Below are 18,915 nucleotides of genomic sequence, written 5' to 3'. Positions count from 1 at the left end.
GCCGCTCCGTGGGCGGGCCCGGCCCGCCCACGGACTCCTGCGCGCGCTGGTCAGCCCAGCGTGACGGACGCCTGCACCGGCAGATGGTCGCTGGGGAACTGGCCACCGGACGCGAACGTGTTGATGGCCGCCCGGTGCACCGTGATGCCCGGAGTGGTCAGGATCCAGTCGATGCGGTCGCCGCCCGGCGTCAGCGGGCGGTGGCCGTGGAACGTCGCGTACAGGTCGTTGCGCTCGGGTGCCGCGTCCCAGGTGTCGACGAGGCCGGCGCCCAGCATCGTGTCGTAGACCGTGTTCCGGTGGGCCGCCACGTTGAAGTCGCCGGTGACGACGAGGGGCAGCGACCGGTCGAGCCCGGCGATGCGCTGGGCGATCAGGGCCGCGGCGCGGTCGCGTGCGTACTGGCTGAGGTTGTCGAGGTGGGTGTTGAGGACGTAGAACTGTCTGTCGCCGTCCTTCAGGTCACGGAACCGGACCCAGGTGACCATCCGGATGGAACCGCCGCCCCAGGTGTTCGACCCGGGCACCTCCGGTGTGTCGGAGAGCCAGAAGTGCCGATACTCGACGGGCGCGAGCCGGCGGGTGTCGTAGAAGACGGCCATGAACTCGTCGCGGTTGCCGCCCGCGCGGCCGGTGCCGATCCAGCGGTAGTCCGTCCCCAGGTCGGCCTCGATGTCGCGCAGTTGCTGATGGAGGCCCTCCTGGGTGCCGATGACATGGGGTGCTTCCTGCCGCAGCAGGGCCCGCATCACCGGTCTGCGCACGGCCCAGCTGTTGGGCCGCACGGTGCTCGCGTAGCGCAGATTGAAGGACATGGTCGCGAGGGGCGGGCCGGCGATGGCCTCCTCCTTCTTCTCCTCCACCGCCGCGACGGCGGGTGCGCCGGACAGTCCGGTGGTACGGGACAAGGACAGCAGAGCCACCGCGGCGAGGGCGGTCTTCATGCTCAGTCGGCGCGTGACGCGGCTGTGGTTCGGCACAGGGGCTCCTTCTGTGAAGGTCTCCGGGCGAGCCGTGCGTACACACTCTGAATTGCCCTTCTGTGCCCGACATGAACATGCCTACAGGGGAGGGTGTACGCGGTTCGACCTTCCACTTGTACAGGGTACGAAGAGGGCGCGCGCCGACCCGGACGCGCGCCCTCTTCTCGTCCGGCGCGGGTGTCAGGTCACCGCGCAGGACTGGTCACCGAGCTTGAACGCGGTCGGCTTGCCGTTCGTCCCCGACCAGCTTCCGGTGAAGCCGAAACTCACCGACGCACCGGCCGCCACCGTGCCGTTCCAGCCGATGTTCCGGGCGGTGACCGCCGACCCCGTCTGGGTGTGGGCGGCGTTCCAGATCTGGGAGATGCGCTGACCGCCCGGGAAGGTCCAGCCGAGCGACCAGCCGGTCCACGCGCTCGTGCCCGTGTTGGACAGCCGCACGTCCGCCTGGAAGCCCCCGGACCACTCATTGGTGATCTTGTACGTCACCGCGCAGGGGCCCGTCGGCTCGGGCTCGGGGTCCGGATCCGTACCGCCGCCCCCGCCGCCGGTGTCGGAGGAGTCGCCGTAGATGACCCCGCGCCCGTTCGTCGCGATGTAGACCCGCCCGTACACCCTCGGGTCACCCGTGATCGCCGCGCCCGTCCACCCCCACTGGTGGGCGTCGTCGTTGATCCGGGTCCAGGTCCCGCCCTTGTCCGTCGAGCGGAAGACGCCGCGCACGCCGCCGATCTTGGCGCTGGTGTAGAGGGTCTGGTACGAGGCTCCCGTCGCCGCCTTGCCGAAGCCGATCGTGTCGGCCTGCTCGACGCCGGAGAGCTTGGTCCAGGTCGCGCCGCCGTCCGTCGAGTGCCACAGCCCGTAGGCCCCGTCGGTGGCGCCACCGGCCAGCCAGACGTCGCCCTTCACCCCGGGCAGCGCCTTGAAACGGACACTGTCGCCGCTGGGCAGCCCGGTCGCGTTCGACGCGGTGAAGGTCGCCCCGCCGTCCGTACTGACGTAGAACTTCCCGGACTTGAAGCCGTAGAAGGTCCTCGGGTCCACCCGGTCGGACTCCACGATCGCGCCGGACGGGATACCGCTCGACGCCGACCACGTGGTGCCGAACCCGGTCGTGTACCGCACGCCCGTGCCCTCGGGACTCCACACGAAACGGCCGCCGTCCGAGGCCGCCGCGACCGTACCGCCGCCGCTGACACCCGAAGGGTCCGTCCCGGCGAACCAGTTGGCGCCGTTGTCCGTGGAGAACGCGATGTGCGGACCGGAGTCCAGATTCCCCACACGCACCACCGTGTTCGGGGTCGACTCGGCGAAGTCCAGACTGGTCGTCGTCGTGAAGTTCGGCTGGGTGAACATCATCGACGGGACCTTCGTCAGATCGGTGTGCCGGAAGCCGCCGATGTCTCCGAGCGCGCTCAGCAGCGGCGCACCGGACGGGGGAGAGGCCAGGTCGTTGACGGCCGTCTCCTCCAGCCCCCGCACCATCGGTCTGATGGTGAACTGGCTGCCGCTGTCCCAGTTCCCCAGGTTCTCCGTGCCGTAGATCGTCGCGCCGGTCCCGTACATCATGCGGTTCGAGTCGAACGGGTCGATCTCCAGCGCCTCGGTCATCCAGCCGAGCTTGGGTGTCTGCTCGGGCGGCGGGGGATTCGCGCCCCAGGTCAGCCAGGGGGACGAGGAGACGTCCATGGTGTATCGGTTCGCACGGTTCGGGTACGACGTGTAGTCCCAGGCCCTGGTCCACGTGGCGCCGCTGTCCGTGGAGCGGAAGATCTGCGTGTCCGGCCACCAGGAGCTGTACGCCGTCGCCATGACCGTGCCCGGGTCCTGCCGGTCGACGGTCAACCCGCTGAAGCCGTAGGAGGTGTCGGCCTCCGCCACCGGGCTGATGTTCGTCCAGGTGCCGGTCGCCGTCGCGTACCGCCACAGCTGCCCCTTGCCGCCGTCGTACGGCCCACCCTTGTCGCTGTACGACAGGTACAGATGGCCGTTCGCGGTGTCGAGGACGCCCTTGTGGGCCAGATAGCCGGTCGGCTGCCCGGCCAGCCGCGACCAGGTCGCCCCCGCGTCCGTGGACCGGTAGACCGCGTTGTCCTTGTCGGCGACCCCGACGTACAGGGTCCGCGTGGCGTTGCCCGAGGTGCCCGTCGACTCGTCGAAGGTGACCCAGACGATGCCCTGGTTGTCGCTGGAGTAGCCGCTGGTGTCGGACGGATCGGCCACATAGTTGCCGACGTTCGGGAAGTTCGTCACCTGCGACCAGGTGACCCCCGAGTCCGTGGACCGCCACAGCCCCTTGCCGCTGGGCGCGCCCAGGTACAGCACGCTGTTGCGGTTCGGGTCCACCGCCAGCCGTTCGCCCATGCCCCGCCCCGGCATGTTCCCGCCCAGCTTGAACGGCAGATGCGCCTTCTGCCAGCTGGCCCCCCGGTCCGACGACCGCAGGATCGCCCCGTTCCCCGGATCCCAGCTGTTGGTGTACGTCCCGGCCGCCACGTACACCTTGTTCGGATCGACCGGGTCGGAGGCGAGGCTCACGACACCGGTGTGACCCCAGTCGTCCCAGCCGATGGAATCGAGCAACGGGGTCCAGGTCTTGGACGCCTCCACCCAGCGGTAGGCACCGCCGATGTCGGTGCGGGCGTACGCGAGGTTGCGTTCCTTGCGGTTGAAGACGATGCCCGGGACGAAGCCGCCGCCGTCGATCCGGGCGTTCGTCCAGGTGTAGGTGTCGGCGGCGACGGCCACCGACTCCTCGGCCCGCTCGGCGGCCACGACGGGTGGGGAGCCCGCCAGCAGCCCGGCGGCGAGGGCCAGGACGGCGGTGAGGATGCGCGTTCTTCGCACAGTGGGGGTCCTCTCCTGACAGGTGGGGGAATGATCCCCGCGCCCCCGAAGGGGCGCGGGGACCTGCGCGACCAGCCACGAACGGCCCGCGGCTGTCGGACGTCCTCCGCGGTGCTACTCCAGAAGCTCCGCGTACGAACCCATGGCCAGGGCGATGTCCGCCTGGGCCCAGAACCGGTGGTACGTGAACGAGGGCGCGGCCCCGCCGGCCAGATACGCCTCGATCCTCGACCAGGCCGGGTCGTCCTCGTAGAACGACCTGATGGAGTCGAACGTCGACGTCGAGTTGATGGTGTCGCCGTTCGGCATCCTGCCGGTCCACCCGCTCGGCACGTACACCCGGTCGTCGAACCGGTTGTAGTCCGCCCGGGTCTCGGGAACCGCGACCCCCAGCCCGTCCTGGTGGTGCTCCCACATGCCGTCGAGCAGCGCCTTGGCGACCCGGGCCGCGTCCGCGTCACCGGAGCGGTCCGCGTAGTAGGTCAGCGTCTTGGCGTACGCGGCGGCCACCCCCACGTCGTCGGTGTAGTCGGCGACGGCGACGTGCAGTCCCGCGTTGGCGCCGGGACTCGACGCGTTCCACGTGTCGGGCGCGCCGGACCACTGGAGCGTCGACGGAATCCGGTACGTCCCGTCCGGATTGATCGTCGTCTTGGACAGCGCCCAGTCGACCCACTTGTCCAGCACGGTCTTCGCGGCCGCGTTGCCCGTCTGCTGGTAGTACTCGGCGACCCGCTCCATGGACCACGCCTGGAAGCCGAACCACTGGTTGGACGGCGGGTCGTGGTACACCGGCTTCTCGTCGTAGAACATGCCGTAGAAGGTCGGCGTCCCGGCCGGGGGAGTGGCGTACCGCCCCGCCCAGCTGTTGGTTGCGCCGCCCGCGATGCCGCCCTCGTTCGACTGCAGCCAGCGGTAGAACTCGATCTGCCGGTCGAGCGACTTGGCCCAGTCCGCCTGCCCGGTCGCCGACTTGGGCTTCAGCGGGGCGTAGTTGGCGAGGGCGTGGGCGGCCAGCGGGTTCTGGTAACCGCCGTGCGTGTGGCTGGAGCCGATGCGCCAGGCCCAGCCGGCGTTGGTGTCGGTGGCACCGCCCCACGCGTAGTACCAGTTGAGCAGGTAGTGGGAGGAGTCCTTGCCGGTGCCCGCGGGGCAGGTGGTCGGCCCCACACAGTTCCCGATCTTCTTGAAGTACTTGTCGTACATCGCGTAGCGCAGGTAGTCGCCCATCTTCGCGGCCTTGGTGATGGTCGCGGAGACGTCACCGCCCTTGCCCTGCTGCTTCGCCCAGACGTCCGCCCAGTAAGCGGCCTGCACGGCTCGCGCGTCGGCGTCCGGGGCATTGGTGAACTTCCACTGCTTGGCGTACGACGCGTCACGGGTGAACAGGTCCAGGTACCCGTTCGGGCCGCCGTACTTGAACTGGTCGCAGGTGGGCTGCGGGATCGTCTCCCACACCGACTCCTGCGGCCCGCGCTGGAAGGTGTTGATGTACGACGGGCCGGTGTCGGTCGGACCCGCCTCGCACTTGCCGGGCGAGTTGCCGTAGCCGTAGACGTTGTCCACGTCCTGCAGCCAGTGCATGCCGTAGATGTCGTCCGTGCCGTGGGCGCTCTTCAGCTCGGCGGCGATGGGGTCCGGACCGACCGAGACATTGGTGTTGAGCTGCGCCGGATACTCGTTCGGGGTGTCGTGCTCCGGGGCGTACGTCGCCGGCTTGGAGGCGTTGTAGAAGGAGTTGGTGGGCTGGTCGGGCTTGGTCGGGATCATGTACTTCTCCATGATCTCCCAGGCCCCGTTGAACTTGGACCAGTCACCCGTCACCTTGCCGTACATGGCCTGGAGCCACAGGAGGTAGCTGTACGCCTCCGAGGTGGTCTCATGGCCGTGGTCCGGCGCCTCGACGATCAGCGTCTCCACCGAGTGGTACGGGATGCCCTCGGGGGAGAAGTAGCCGTTCGCCGGGTTGGTGATCTTGCCGTAGAGCTCCAGGAACCGCTCGTCGTACTCGCTCGACGCGGCCAGCTGGGTCACGGTCACCGAGGCCTTGGCGTGGCCGGTCGCCGTCGAGTCGAAGACGGCCGAGCCGGTGCCGGAGGCGTTCGCGGAGATGGTCACCTTCTGGGCCGTGCTCCAGTTCGACGGCGTGAAGGTCAGCGACCCGCCGCCCGACACCGACAGACCGGTGTTGCCGGACGCCCGCGCGGTCGTCACCGTCACGTTGCCGGACGGCTGGGTCGACAGTTTCACGTCGTACGTGCCCGACTGGCCCTGGCGGACGCCCAGTTGGGTCGGCGAGACCACCACGGCGGGACCCGAGGCGACCGTGATGCCGACCGGTGTGGAGTTCGCCGACGCGCCCAGGCTGTCGTACGCCTTGGCCACCAGCGAGTGACTGCCCACGCTCAGCCCGGAGGCGGAGTACGTGTACGGCGAGGTGGTGTCCGTGCCCAGCAGCGTGGTGTCGTCGTAGAACTCGACCTTGGTGATCGTGGCGTTGTCCGCGGCGGCGGCCGTGGCCGCCATCGGGACCGCCGTGCCCTGCGAGTACACCGCGCCCGGCGCCGGACTGGTCAGCACCGTGATCGGCGGCTGGTGCGCGCCCACGCACGCGGTGCCGTTGATCGCGAAGTTGGTCGGCGCCGCGTTCGTGCCGCTGTACGTGAACTGGGCGCCCGTGCTCACCGCGGCGCCGACGGCGATCGTGCCGTTCCATGAGGCGTTGCGCGCGGTCACGGTCTTCCCGGACTGCGACCAGGTACCGCTCCAGCCGTTGCTGAGCGTCTGGTTGCCCGTGTAGTCGTACGTCAGGGTCCAGCCGCTGATGGCCTCGGTGCCCCGGTTGCTGATCGTGAGCTCGGCGGTGAAGCCCGAGCCCCAGTCGTTGGTCTTGTAGTCGACGTTGCAGGCGACCGCGGCCGCGCTGGCGGGAGTCGACCCCGTGCCGAGCATCGTCAGGGGCAGGGCGAGGGCCGCGACCACGGCGGTCCACAGACGCCGCGTGGCACGGCGTCCCGGTCTGGGGTGCATGCTCTGGTTCCTTCCGTGCGGCTCTTGCGAAGGTGGGGGCGGAGCAGCAACAACAAGCCTTGAACCAGTGGGAGCGCTCCCATAGTGAGGAGGAGGGCCCAAGGGGTCAAGGTGTTTGAAGAGTCGAAAAGATTCGATCAGGCGGAAACAATTCGTTGAGCGCAATAACGCAACACCTCTGTTTTTTGCCGTCACTTGGCGCTACCTTCACCAGCACCAGTGGGAGCGGTTCCATCAGTCGACGCGCTCGTCCCAGGCGTGTCCGAGCTGCGAGGAACGCTCCGCGCACACCACCAGCGTTCAGGTCTTTTACTCGCCTCGGCGACAGCGCGACGACTCCTCCTCGTACACCCCACTACGGAAGAGGAACCCGCACTCATGAGCCGTACCAGAACAGCACTCCTCGCGGCGTTGGCGCTGGTCGCCGGCGCCGCCGGGACCGCCGTCGCCGCGGTGCCCGACGACGTCGGTGCTCAGGCGGTCCCCTGCACCGTCGACTACAAGGTGCAGAACCAGTGGTCCACCGGCTTCACCGCCGCCGTCACCGTCACCAACAACAGCGCCGCGAAGTCCTCGTGGGCCGTGAAGTGGTCGTACGCGGGCAACCAGCAGGTCACCAGCGGCTGGAACTCCCGGATCACCCAGAGCGGCACGTCGGTGACCGCCGCCAACGAGACGTACAACGGCACGCTGGCCACCGGCGGTTCGGTCAGCTTCGGCTTCCAGGCCTCCTACAGCGGCACCAACGCGCTTCCGGCGACCTTCACGCTCGACGGCGTGACCTGCAACGTCGACGACGGCGGTGGAGGCGGCACCGATCCGGACCCGGGCACGCCGGGCAGCAGGGTGGACAACCCGTACAGCGGCGCCAAGGTGTACGTGAACCCCGAGTGGTCCGCCAACGCCGCCGCCGAACCGGGCGGCAGTCGGATCTCCAACCAGCCGACGGGTGTCTGGCTGGACCGCATCGCCGCCATCGCGGGCGCCGGCGGCAAGATGGGCCTGCGCGCCCACCTCGACGAGGCGCTCCGGCAGAAGGGCTCGGGCGAGCTCGTCGTCCAGTTGGTGATCTACAACCTGCCCGGCCGTGACTGCTCGGCCCTCGCCTCCAACGGCGAGCTGGGCCCCACGGAGATCGACAAGTACAAGACCCAGTACATCGACCCGATCAAGGCGATCCTCGCCGACTCCAAGTACGCCGGCCTGCGGATCGTCACCACGGTCGAGATCGACTCGCTGCCCAACCTCGTCACCAACGTCGGCAGCCGCCCGACGGCCGTGCCGCAGTGCGACGTGATGAAGGCCAACGGCAACTACGTCAAGGGTGTCGGGTACGCGCTGAACAAGCTGGGCGACGTCCCCAACGTCTACAACTACGTCGACGCCGGCCACCACGGCTGGCTCGGCTGGGACGACAACTTCGCCCCCTCCGCCGCCATCATGAAGGAGGCGGCGACCGCCGAGGGCGCCACGGTGAACGACGTCCACGGCTTCATCACGAACACGGCGAACTACAGCGCGCTGAAGGAGAACAACTTCACCATCAACGACACGGTGGCCGGCAAGTCGGTCCGCGAGTCGAAGTGGCTGGACTGGAACCGCTACGTCGACGAACTGTCCTTCGCCCAGGCTTTCCGCGCCCAGGCGGTCTCGGCGGGCTTCAACTCGAACATCGGCATGCTCATCGACACCTCCCGCAACGGTTGGGGCGGTACCGCACGGCCCACCGGACCGGGCGCGACGACCAGCGTCGACACCTACATCGACGGCGGGCGCTACGACCGCCGCCTCAACACGGGCAACTGGTGCAACCAGTCCGGAGCCGGTCTCGGCGAGCGTCCGAAGGCCTCCCCGGCGACCGGGATCGACGCCTACGTGTGGATGAAGCCGCCGGGGGAGTCCGACGGGGCCAGCTCCGCCATCCCGAACGACGAGGGCAAGGGCTTCGACCGCATGTGCGACCCGACGTACACGGGCAACCCGCGGAACAACTACAACATGTCCGGCGCCCTGGCGAACGCGCCGATCTCCGGGCACTGGTTCTCCGCCCAGTTCCAGCAGCTGATGCAGAACGCGTACCCCGCGCTCTGAGTCCGCTCGCGTGAACCGGTCCGCCAGGGGTCAGTCCCTCTTCCCCCACCCCCGGCGGACCGGTGGTATGCCCGTGTGAGCCACGTCACGATGAGGGAGGCGGGTGGATGCGATGAGTTCCGGGCGGCGCGGCGGTCTGTATCGCCGTAAGCCCGTGACAGTGAGAGAGAAGAGAACCCCATGCGCATCGTGATCTGCGAGTTCGTGAGCCTGGACGGAATCGTGCAGGCGCCCGGCGGTGCCGACGAGGACACCGACGGCGGGTTCGCCCACGGCGGCTGGACCCACCCGTTCTTCGACCCGGAGGTCGTGGGCGGCGCCTGGGACACCGCGCTGGAGAAGGCCGACGCCCTGCTGTACGGCCCGCCGCACCTGGAAGGCCATGGCGGGGGCGTGGCCCGACCGCGCGGGCGACCCTCCCCCGCAAGCGGGGGGACCCCCAGCCGACCGGATGAAATCCATCCGCAAGTACGTCGTGTCCACGACGCTCACCGAGTCCGAGCTGACCTGGGACAACACCACGCTCGTCCCGGGCGCGGAGGCGGTCGCCGAGATCCGCAAACTCCGCGAGGCCGAGGGGGGCGACCTGCTGGTCATGGGCAGCCCGACGCTCGCCCGCACCCTCCTCCAGGAGGGGCTCGTCGACGAGCTCGTCCTGATCGTCATGCCGGTGCTCCTCGGCGGCGGCAAGACGATCTTCCCGGGCGACGGTGCCAAGCACGCCCTGGAACTGGTCTCCACGACCACCAGCGGCACCGGTGCGAACGTGTGTGTCTACCGGTCGGCACAGCAGAGCTGACCGGGCGGAATCGGCACGGCAGATTTGCCGATACGGCAAGAGAGGTGGCGGTCGTCGGGTGCGTCGGAGCAGGCTGACACCACCCGGAAGAGAGGCTCACCGTCATGGGGCAGCACCACCACGACCAGGACCCGCACCGGCACGGACACCAGTGCGGGCAGGGCCACGGCCACGATCACGGCCACCACACCGATCTGGACTGGGCCGAGCTGGCCGAGCACCTCGTGGAGCAGGCGGAACTGTTCGACCCGCTCAACCGGCGTGCCGCCGCCTGGGTCGCCATGCGCCAGCCCGAGCCGGGGCTGGTCGTCGACGTCGGCAGCGGCCCGGGGGTGGTGAGCTGTCTGCTCGCCGAGGAGTTCCCCGGCGCCCGGGTCGTCGCACTGGACGGCTCGGGGCCGCTGCTGGGGCGTGCGCGTACCCGTGCCGAACAGCTTGGTCTCGCGGACCGGTTCGCCACCCTGGAGGCCGAACTCCCTGACGGTCTGGGAGAGTTGGACTACCCAGCCGACCTGATGTGGGCCAGCCGCAGTCTGCACCACCTCGGCGACCAGCGCGCCGCCCTCGCCGCCTTCGCCGAACGCCTGGCGCCCGGCGGCACGTTGGCCCTCGTCGAGGGCGGGCTGCCCAGCCGGTTCCTGCCGCGTGACATCGGCATCGGACGCCCCGGGCTGCAGTCCCGGATCGACGCGGCGGAGGACCGGTGGTTCACCGAGATGCGGGGGTCGGTGCCCGGGAGCGTCCCGGAGACCGAGGACTGGCCGGGACTGCTCACCGCCGTGGGTCTGCGCGACGCCACGTCCCGCACCTTCCTGCTGGACCTGCCGGCCCCGGTCCCCGAAGCCGCCCGCGCCTACGCCGTGGGCCAGTTCCAGCGTGCCCGGGGCATGCTCGCGGAGTTCCTCGACGCCGCCGACCTCTCGACGGTCGACCGCCTCCTCGACCCCGACGACAAGGCGAGCCTGCACCACCGCACGGACCTCTTCGTCCTCGCGGCCCAGACGGTGCATGTGGCTCGGCGGTGACGGAGCGCGTCGCGGCGAAGTCCCCCTGGCCCGGAGGCGCTTGACTTCGAGAGCGCTCCAAGTGATGGACTCCGCACGCCGGCCGGAGTCCACCCGGCCGGCCGGAACCAGTAGGGGGACTTCCATGACCGACGCTCCCGTGGCGCTCATCACCGGCGGATCCAGCGGCATCGGAGCCGCTGTCGCCCGGCAGTTGCTCGACCTCGGCCACCGGGTGGCCGTCACCGGGCGCGGGCCCGACCGGTTGCGGGCCTTCGCCGCCGGACTCGGCGATCCGGACAGCCTGTTGACCCTGCCGGGGCACGCCGCGGAGTACGCGGACGTACAGGCGGCGGTGGCCGCCACGCTGAAGGAGTTCGGGCGGATCGACACCGTCCTCGCCAACGCCGGGTTCGGCACCCACGACACGGTCGCCGAGGGGGATCCGGCCGGGTGGTCGGAGATGGTGCTGACCAATGTGCTCGGCCCGGCCCTGCTCATCCGGGCCTCCATCGACGCCCTCAAGGAGAGCAGGGGGCGGATCATGCTGGTCGGCAGCGTCGCGGGTTTCATTCACGGGCCCGGGAACATCTACGGCGCGACCAAGTGGGCCGTCACCGGGCTCGCCGAGAACACACGGCGTCAGGTCACCGAGTGGGGCGTCGGCGTGACCCTCATCGCGCCCGGCCGCGTGGAGACGCCGTTCTGGGACAGCTACGGCAGCCTGCCGCCCGGCCATCTCCTCACCGCCGACCAGATCGCCGACTCCGTGGTCTGGGCGATCCGCCAGCCGGCCGGGGTGGACATCAACACCGTGGTCGTACGGCCGATCGGGCAGCCGGTCTGACGCGGGCACCACGGGTGCCGGGCACACGCGAGACCGCCCGTCGGAAGCCTTCCGACGGGCGGTCTCAGGTCTGTCTCGGGCCTTGTCTCAGGCCTGGTTGAACGTCGCCGGGTCCGGGCCGATGCGCCGGTCCTCGTTCAGTGCGCTGATCGCGGCGATGTCCTCGGTGTCCAGGGAGAAGTCGAAGACCTCGATGTTCTCCTTGATGCGGGACGGGGTCACGGACTTGGGGATGACCACGTTGCCCAGCTGGAGGTGCCAGCGGAGGACCACCTGCGCGGGGGTGCGGCCGTGCTTCTGTGCGATCGCGATGATCGCCGGGACCTCCAGGAGCCCCTTGCCCTGGCCGAGCGGCGACCAGGCCTCGGTGGCGATGCCCTGCTCCGCGTGGTACTCGCGGGCGGCGAGCTGCTGCAGGTGCGGGTGCAGCTCGATCTGGTTGACGGCCGGGATGACGTTCGTGGCCTCGATCAGGGTCTCCAGGTGCTCCGGAAGGAAGTTGGAGACACCGATGGCCTTCGCGCGTCCGTCGGCGTAGAGCTTCTCGAACGCCTTGAACGTGTCGACGAAGGTGCCCCGGTCCGGCATCGGCCAGTGGATCAGGTACAGATCCACGTACTCCAGGCCGAGCTTGTCCAGGGACTCGTCGAAGGCGCGCAGGGTGGACTCGTAGCCCTGGTCGCTGTTCCAGAGCTTGGTGGTGACGAAGAGGTCCTTGCGGGCGACGCCGGCCTTGGCGAGTGCCTTGCCCGTACCCTCCTCGTTGCCGTAGATCGCGGCGGTGTCGATGCTCCGGTAGCCGGCCTCCAGTGCGGTGGTGACCGCCTGCTCGGCCTCGTCGTCCGGCACCTGCCACACGCCGAAGCCCAGCTGGGGCATCTCGACGCCGTTGTTCAGGATGATCGGGGGGACCTTGCTGCTCACGAGCTCTCGATCCTTCAAGTCGTCGGGTGGTACTTCCCATCGTCAACGATCACGGCGCGCGATGCATTCCTGAGCGGCTCGCTCGCGCCCCGAATCGCAGATTGGCCGGAAATGGATCCGGCGGTCCCAACCTATCGGTCTGGACCATTGACCGAACGCAGTCACGCGGGGAACCTGTCCTTGCCGCGACACACGTCGGTGAATCTCACTCACGTACGTGAATGGATGGCTGATGACCCCCACACGCAGGAACATCCTCGGCGCCGCGCTCGGCAGCGCGGCGGCGGCCGCCGCCGCGCTGCCGGCCCCCGCCGCGCACGCCGCCTCCTGGCAGTTGAAGTGGTCCCCCTCGGCGAGCGCCGACGGACTGCGGGCCTTCGAGACCCTGGAGGACGACCGCGCCGACTCCCACACCGCCGCCGCGCCGCACATCCGCGCCACCGGCGACACCTGGCGGTTCGACATGCACACCGTCGACCGGGACACCTCCACCGACCGTCAGCGCCACGAGGTCACCGGCCTGCGGACGGGCAGCGGCTTCCTGCGCTGGACAGAGGGGCAGACCTGGCGGGTCACCTACCAGATGTACATCCCGACCTCGCTGAAGGCGACCACCAGCTTCACGCACATCATGCAGATGAAACAGCCCGGCGCCGGCAGCTCGCCGCTCGTCGTGCAGTCCCTGCGACGGGTGAACGGGGCGCAGACCATCGAACTGAAGCTGCCGATCGACGACATCCTGGTCGGGCGCACCGACCTGGCGCCGCTGCACAACTCCTGGGTGGACGTCGACTTCCAGGTCAAGGTGGGCAACGGCTCGGCCGGTTCGGTGCGTTGGATCCTCAAGAAGGGCTCCACCACGCTCATCGACGTCTCCCGCGCCGGCGTCGACACCTTTCTCGCGGACCGGCTCCGCCCCAAGTGGGGCATCTACCGCTCGCTGGGCGACACCTCGGGTTCCCTGCAGAACTGCCATCTGCTGCTGCGGAACATGCGGGGCTACCAGTTGGTCTGACCGGCGAGGGGGGCGGGGCTCACGCCCGGTACAGCGCCTCGACCTCGCTCGCGTACGCCTTCTCGATCGCCTTCCGCTTCAGCTTCAGCGAGGGCGTCAGCAGACCGTGCTCCTCGGTGAACTGGTGGGCGAGGATCCGGAACGTACGGATCGACTCGGCCTGCGAGACCAGGGTGTTGGCGGCGACCACCGCCCGCCGCACCTCGGTCTCCAGCTCCGGATCGCGCACCAGCTCGGCCGGCGACAGCTTCGCCTTGTGGTGCATCTGGAGCCAGTGCTCGACGGCCTCCCCGTCCAGGGTGACCAGCGCGGCGATGTACGGGCGGTCGTTGCCGACCACGATGCACTGGGCGACCAGCGGATGGTCGCGCACCCGTTCCTCCAGGATCGCGGGCGAGACGCTCTTGCCGCCCGAGGTCACCAGGATCTCCTTCTTCCGCCCGGTGATGGTGAGATAGCCGTCCTCGTCGAGGGAGCCCAGGTCACCGGTGGCGAGCCAGCCGTCGTGCAGCGTCTCGTCGGTGGCCTTCTGGTTGTTGAGGTAGCCCTGGAAGACGTTGGGGCCGCGCAGCCAGATCTCGCCGTCGTCCGCGATGTGCACGGTCATGCCCGGGATGGCCTGGCCGACGGTGCCGTACCGGGTGCGTTCCGGCGGGTTGGCGGTCGCGGCCGCCGTGCACTCCGTCAGACCGTACCCCTCGAAGATGTGGACGCCCGCGCCCGCGAAGAACAGGCCGAGCCGGCGGTCCATCGCCGAACCGCCCGACATCGCGTACTTGATCCGGCCGCCCATGGCCTCGCGGATCTTGCCGTAGACGACCTTGTCGAAGAACTGGTGCTGCATCCGCAGCCCGGCCGACGGGCCGGGCCCGGTGCCCCAGGCACGTGCCTCCATCGCGTCCGCGTACTTCACGGCGACCTCGACGGCCTTCTCGAACGGCCCGTCCCTGCCCTCGCGTTCGGCCTTGCGCCGGCTCGCGTTGAAGACCTTCTCGAAGATGTACGGCACCGCGAGGAAGAACGTCGGCTTGAAGGCGGCCAGGTCGGGCAGCAGGACCGCCGCATTGAGCTGCGGCTGATGGCCGAACTTGACCTTCCCCCGGATGCCCGCGACCTGCACCATCCGCCCGAAGACGTGCGCGAGCGGCAGGAACAGCAGCGTCGCCGCCTCGTCACCCCTGCGGGACTTGAACAGCGGCGCCCAGCGCTCGATGACCGTGTCCGCCTCGACCATGAAGTTGGCGTGCGAGATGACACAGCCCTTGGGGCGGCCCGTCGTGCCGGAGGTGTAGATGATCGTCGCGATCGACTCCGGCGTCACCGCGCGCCGGTGCCGGTGCACCACCTCGTCGTCGAGGTGCGCCCCCGACTCGTACAGCTCCTGCACCGCGCCCACGTCCAGCTGCCAGAGCCTGCGCAGCTGCGGGAGCCGGTCGATGACCGTGGCGATGGTCATCGCGTGGTCCTCGTGCTCGACCATGGCGGCCGTGCACTGGGAGTCGTACAGCATCCAGAAGACCTGCTCGGCCGAGGAGGTCGGGTAGACGGGGACGACCTGGGCGCCGACGGTCCACAGCGCGTAGTCGAAGAGGGTCCACTCGTAGCGCGTACGGCACATGATGGCGACCCGGTCGCCGAACCGGATGCCCTGCGCCAGCAGGCCCTTCGCCAGTGCGAGGACCTCGTCGCGGAACTCGGCGGAGGTCACGTCGCGCCACTCGCCCCGCTCGTCCTTGCGGCCGAGCGCGATGTGCGCCGGGTCCTCCTGGGCGTACTCGAAGACGACGTCGGCCAGGCCGCCCACCGGCGGCGCCGACGCCAACGGGGGGTTGGTGAACTCGCGCAAACCCGCTCCTCGTGGCGCTCCGCACAGCGCGTGAAAGCTACCTCACCGGGAGAACGGACGGGAGGGTCGTGGAGGGGGCGCATTCGAGGGGACGGCAGGGCGTGACGCCGGAAAACACACGCAGATGGGGAGGTCTCAGGCGCAATTCCTGGCGCATCAGTAAGTTTCGGGACCGCAATCTCCACCGAACCCGCACGGTCCGGTTACGGTGCGCGTCCTCGCGAACACGATCCGACCTGGGGAAACGCGAGCATCGTTCAGGTCCGGTCCGGGGCCGTCACACCCCCCGTGCACGGCCGTGGAGCCGGTCGCCGCCGGCGAGGATGGCCGCCGCGAGGGCGTCCGCCGCGCTCGTCGCCGCACCCGGGCGGCGGCCGTGGACGAGGACGAAGTCGACCTCGCCGAGCTCCGGCAGCCCGGCCCGCTCCGGGACGCGGACCAGGCCGGGGGGCACCAGACGGCGGGAATGCGCCATCACGCCGAGGCCCGCCCGGGCGGCGGCGACGAGGCCGTTGAGGCTGCCGCTGGTGCAGGCGATCCGCCAGGCGCGGCCCTCGCGCTCCAGCGCCTCCAGGGCCAGGGTGCGGGTGATGCCCGGCGGTGGATAGATGATCAGCGGGACCGGCCGGTCGGCGTCGAGGCGGAGCCGCTCCGCGCCGATCCACACCAGCCGGTCCGTCCAGACGGGCTCGCCGCGGGGATCCTCCGGACGGCGCTTGGCCAGCACCAGATCGAGCTTGCCCGCCGCGAGCCGCTCGTGCAGCGTGCCCGACAGCTCGACGGTCAGCTCCAGCTCCACCTCGGGATGGTCGTGCCGGAAGGCCTCCAGGATCTCCGGGAGCCGGGTCAGCACGAAGTCCTCCGAGGCGCCGAACCGCAGCCGTCCGCGCAGCCGGGTCCCGGTGAAGAACGCCGTCGCCTGCTCGTGCACCTCAAGGAGCCGCCGGGCGAAGCCGAGCATCGCCTCGCCGTCCTCCGTCAGCTCCACGGAGTGCGTGTCCCGGGAGAACAGCTGCCGCCCGGCCGCGTCCTCCAGCCGCCGCACGTGCTGGCTGACCGTGGACTGCCGCAGCCCCAGCCGCCGGGCGGCCTGGGTGAAGCTCAGGGTCTGGGCCACGGCGAGGAAGGTGCGCAGCTGGGAGGGGTCGTACACGAGCGCCAGCCTACCCGCTTATCGTGGAACGCGATAACAGTCAGAGCGGTATGAAGGATTCCCGATCAAGGGGCGGGAGAGGACGATGGAGAGGGGCCTTCCGGCCCCTGACGCACCCTCATCGAAAGTACGTGGAGCACCGTGAAACGCCTGAAGTGGCCGAGTTGGATGCCGATCGACCCGTACATCCTGCTGTTGCTCGGGACGGTGGGCGTCGCGGCGCTCCTCCCGGCGCGGGGCGCGGCCGCCGAGGTCGCCTCGGGGGCGTCCACGGCCGCGATCGCCTTCCTCTTCTTTCTCTACGGCGCCCGGCTCTCCACCCGCGAGGCCCTCGACGGCCTCAAGCACTGGCGGCTCCATCTCACCGTTCTGGCCTGCACGTTCGTCATCTTCCCGCTGCTGGGTCTGGCGGCCCGCGGCCTCGAACCGGTATTCCTCACCCCCTCCCTCTACGCCGGTCTGCTCTTCCTCACCCTCGTCCCGTCGACGATCCAGTCCTCGATCGCCTTCACCTCGATGGCCCGGGGCAACGTCCCCGCCGCGATCTGCGCGGGCTCCTTCTCCTCCCTCGCGGGCATCGTGGTCACCCCGCTGCTCGCCGCGAGCCTGCTGGGCGCCAGCGTCGGCGGCTTCTCCGCCGACTCGCTGCTGAAGATCGTGCTCCAGCTGCTGGTGCCGTTCGTCGCCGGACAGCTGGCCCGCCGCTGGATCGGCGGCTTCGTCACCCGGCACAAGCGGATCCTCGGCCTCGTCGACCGCGGCTCCATCCTCCTCGTCGTCTACGTCGCCTTCAGCGAGGGTATGGTGCGCGGGATCTGGAGCCAGGTCAGCCCGCTGCGGCTCGCCGGACTCCTCGTCGTCGAGGCGGTCCTGCTCGCGGTGATGCTGCTGCTCACCTGGTACGGCGCCAAGGCCCTGCGCTTCGACCGGGCGGACCGCGTCGCGATCCAGTTCGCGGGCTCCAAGAAGTCCCTCGCCTCCGGACTGCCCATGGCGAGCGTCCTGTTCGGCACCGAGGCGTCCCTCGCCGTCTTGCCGCTGATGCTCTTCCACCAGATGCAGCTCATGGTCTGCGCGGTCATCGCCAAGCGCCGCGCCAAGGACCCGGTGGAGGGCTCCGCGGACGAGCCGGCGGTCACGGAGCAGCCAGACGAAGCGATACGAACCGCGGCCGGTACAGGGAAACGTTCCGGGTGATGTTCAGCTGCGCCGCTGCCGCGTCGGCGTCCAGCCAGTTGACGTCGTAGCTGAGCACCAGCCGCCCGTCGCCGACCGCCCGGTGCGCCTGCGGGTTGTACGCCGCGACGCCGCTGTTCGGCAGCGGGGGACTGAACCCCTCGGTGGGCCCGTGCCAGGGGCCGGTGGGGGAGCAGGCCCAGTACGCGGTGACGGTCGTCAGCCCCGCCGTCCCGGCGGCCATGGTGAACAGCACATAGGTGCGCCCGTCCCGGACGACGCTGAAGGCACTGCCCACCCCCTTGTCCCCACCGTCGCCGAGCACCGCCTTCGGCCGCCCCCGCACCGCCCACCGGCTTCCGTCCCAGTACTCCCACGCCCCCGGCTCCCCGAGCCGGCCGCGCGGCACCCGGGCCACATACGCGTGTGAGGTCGGCCGGGAGGCGGCCTGGGCGTCGGTGCCGCCGAAGACGTACGTCCACTCGCCCGCGTCCACGGCCGTCGTCCCGAACAGCACCCGCCGGGCCGGATCAGCGACCGCCTCCTGGTCCAGCACCGTGGTGATCCCCTCCAACCGCAGCTCCGGCAGCGACAGGGTGGCGACCTCGGTCGCGGTGGGCACCCCGTAGATCCACGGCGACGGCCCTGCCGTACGCGTCCACAGCAGCACCCGTACGACCTTCTCGTCCGAGCCGGGGGAGCGGGGCTCGACCCGGGCGGCCACCGGCCAGCGCCATCGCTGCGGGGCCGGGTCCGGGAAGACGGGCGCCGGGAGCGTGGCCTCCAGACGACCCGAAGGGGACATCACCACGGCCGAGTTGCGTACCAGGGGCGTGGCGACGTCCCGCCAGGCGACGGACTCGCCGGCCGGGTTGGGCGGTGGGTGCACCTGGCCCAGATAGGTGTCCGAGAACAGCCACAGGACCCGCCCGTCCGGGAGCCGCACGGAGTGGGTGCCGTCGCCGCCGGTCCAGTCGTCGGTGCGGGTCGCGTCGTCGCCGTACCGGGTGAACTCGCCGGTCAGCGACGTGTCCGGGTTCCAGTCCCGGACCGTACTGGCCGTGCAGGACACGCCGCCCTCCCGGTCGTCGTCCGGGAGGACGGTGAGCAGCACGGCGGCGAGGGCCAGGACCAGGGCCAGGATCAGGACCGGTCCGGCCCCTGTCCGCTGTCGCGCTCCGGCGTCGTCGGGCACGCAAG

Annotated in this window: 12 protein-coding genes and 1 pseudogene; 6 read left to right on the top strand and 7 right to left on the bottom strand. The window is 70.1% G+C overall.

What is annotated here, in order from left to right:
* Nucleotides 1-50: 50 nt before the first annotated feature.
* The 3 genes from P8T65_RS08050 to P8T65_RS08040 form a co-directional block, all read right to left on the bottom strand.
* Nucleotides 51-980: an endonuclease/exonuclease/phosphatase family protein gene (locus P8T65_RS08050; protein ID WP_316724667.1), complete on the bottom strand. Its 930-nt coding sequence runs from the start codon at nucleotides 978-980 to the stop codon at nucleotides 51-53.
* A 183-nt stretch (nucleotides 981-1,163) separates the two neighbouring features.
* A complete protein-coding gene (locus P8T65_RS08045; RefSeq protein WP_316724666.1) occupies nucleotides 1,164-3,830 on the bottom strand; it encodes a cellulose binding domain-containing protein in 2,667 nt (888 codons plus the stop codon).
* 114 nt (nucleotides 3,831-3,944) lie between these two features.
* The gene (locus P8T65_RS08040; protein WP_316724665.1) at nucleotides 3,945-6,860 is read right to left on the bottom strand and encodes a glycoside hydrolase family 48 protein; all 2,916 of its coding nucleotides are present in this window, start codon (nucleotides 6,858-6,860) and stop codon (nucleotides 3,945-3,947) included.
* A gap of 378 nt (nucleotides 6,861-7,238) precedes the next feature.
* Here P8T65_RS08040 and P8T65_RS08035 point away from each other — a divergent pair, with 378 nt between their 5' ends.
* From P8T65_RS08035 to P8T65_RS08020, 4 genes and pseudogenes are all read left to right on the top strand, one after another.
* On the top strand, nucleotides 7,239-8,951 hold the full coding sequence (locus P8T65_RS08035; RefSeq protein ID WP_316724664.1) for a glycoside hydrolase family 6 protein: 1,713 nt from the start codon (nucleotides 7,239-7,241) through the stop codon (nucleotides 8,949-8,951).
* Nucleotides 8,952-9,131: 180 nt separating this feature from the next.
* Nucleotides 9,132-9,750 (top strand): annotated as a pseudogene (locus P8T65_RS08030) (dihydrofolate reductase family protein).
* A 104-nt stretch (nucleotides 9,751-9,854) separates the two neighbouring features.
* Nucleotides 9,855-10,775, top strand: a complete 921-nt coding sequence (locus P8T65_RS08025; RefSeq protein WP_316724663.1) for a class I SAM-dependent methyltransferase — start codon at nucleotides 9,855-9,857, stop codon at nucleotides 10,773-10,775.
* Nucleotides 10,776-10,899: 124 nt separating this feature from the next.
* Nucleotides 10,900-11,601 carry an SDR family NAD(P)-dependent oxidoreductase gene (locus P8T65_RS08020; protein ID WP_316724662.1) on the top strand — a complete coding sequence of 234 codons (702 nt, stop codon included), beginning with the start codon at nucleotides 10,900-10,902 and terminating at the stop codon, nucleotides 11,599-11,601.
* 87 nt (nucleotides 11,602-11,688) lie between these two features.
* Here the strand turns inward: P8T65_RS08020 and P8T65_RS08015 are convergent, their stop codons facing one another.
* Nucleotides 11,689-12,525 carry an aldo/keto reductase gene (locus tag P8T65_RS08015; RefSeq protein WP_316724661.1) on the bottom strand — a complete coding sequence of 279 codons (837 nt, stop codon included), beginning with the start codon at nucleotides 12,523-12,525 and terminating at the stop codon, nucleotides 11,689-11,691.
* Between the two features lie 232 nt (nucleotides 12,526-12,757).
* Here P8T65_RS08015 and P8T65_RS08010 point away from each other — a divergent pair, with 232 nt between their 5' ends.
* Complete coding sequence (locus P8T65_RS08010) at nucleotides 12,758-13,540, top strand: Tat pathway signal sequence domain protein (RefSeq protein WP_316724660.1); 783 nt, start codon at nucleotides 12,758-12,760, stop codon at nucleotides 13,538-13,540.
* A 19-nt stretch (nucleotides 13,541-13,559) separates the two neighbouring features.
* On the opposite strand, the gene P8T65_RS08005 is transcribed toward P8T65_RS08010, so the two are convergent.
* Together P8T65_RS08005 and P8T65_RS08000 are read right to left on the bottom strand one after the other, a co-directional pair.
* On the bottom strand, nucleotides 13,560-15,386 hold the full coding sequence (locus tag P8T65_RS08005; RefSeq protein ID WP_316724659.1) for an AMP-dependent synthetase/ligase: 1,827 nt from the start codon (nucleotides 15,384-15,386) through the stop codon (nucleotides 13,560-13,562).
* A gap of 277 nt (nucleotides 15,387-15,663) precedes the next feature.
* Nucleotides 15,664-16,539, bottom strand: coding sequence for a LysR substrate-binding domain-containing protein (locus P8T65_RS08000; RefSeq protein WP_316724658.1), 876 nt, complete (start codon nucleotides 16,537-16,539; stop codon nucleotides 15,664-15,666).
* A gap of 141 nt (nucleotides 16,540-16,680) precedes the next feature.
* Here P8T65_RS08000 and P8T65_RS07995 point away from each other — a divergent pair, with 141 nt between their 5' ends.
* Nucleotides 16,681-17,736: a bile acid:sodium symporter family protein gene (locus P8T65_RS07995; RefSeq protein ID WP_316724657.1), complete on the top strand. Its 1,056-nt coding sequence runs from the start codon at nucleotides 16,681-16,683 to the stop codon at nucleotides 17,734-17,736.
* Here P8T65_RS07995 and P8T65_RS07990 read toward each other — a convergent pair.
* Nucleotides 17,675-18,910 (bottom strand): hypothetical protein, encoded by a 1,236-nt coding sequence (locus tag P8T65_RS07990; RefSeq protein ID WP_316724656.1) that lies wholly within the window; start codon nucleotides 18,908-18,910, stop codon nucleotides 17,675-17,677. The two genes, P8T65_RS07995 and P8T65_RS07990, sit on opposite strands and share 62 nt — an antisense overlap.
* Nucleotides 18,911-18,915: the final 5 nt, after the last annotated feature.

Source organism: Streptomyces sp. 11x1, assembly GCF_032598905.1.
Classification (GTDB): Bacteria; Actinomycetota; Actinomycetes; order Streptomycetales; family Streptomycetaceae; genus Streptomyces.
This window is presented reverse-complemented; position numbering and strand designations above follow the sequence as displayed.

Bases quoted from the DNA above. Each gene is read 5' to 3' on its own strand.
- P8T65_RS08035 (WP_316724664.1), top strand. From the start codon at position 7,239: ATGAGCCGTACCAGAACAGCACTCCTCGCGGCGTTGGCGCTGGTCGCC.
- P8T65_RS08040 (WP_316724665.1), bottom strand. From the start codon at position 6,860: ATGCACCCCAGACCGGGACGCCGTGCCACGCGGCGTCTGTGGACCGCC.
- P8T65_RS08020 (WP_316724662.1), top strand. From the start codon at position 10,900: ATGACCGACGCTCCCGTGGCGCTCATCACCGGCGGATCCAGCGGCATC.
- P8T65_RS08025 (WP_316724663.1), top strand. From the start codon at position 9,855: ATGGGGCAGCACCACCACGACCAGGACCCGCACCGGCACGGACACCAG.
- P8T65_RS08010 (WP_316724660.1), top strand. From the start codon at position 12,758: ATGACCCCCACACGCAGGAACATCCTCGGCGCCGCGCTCGGCAGCGCG.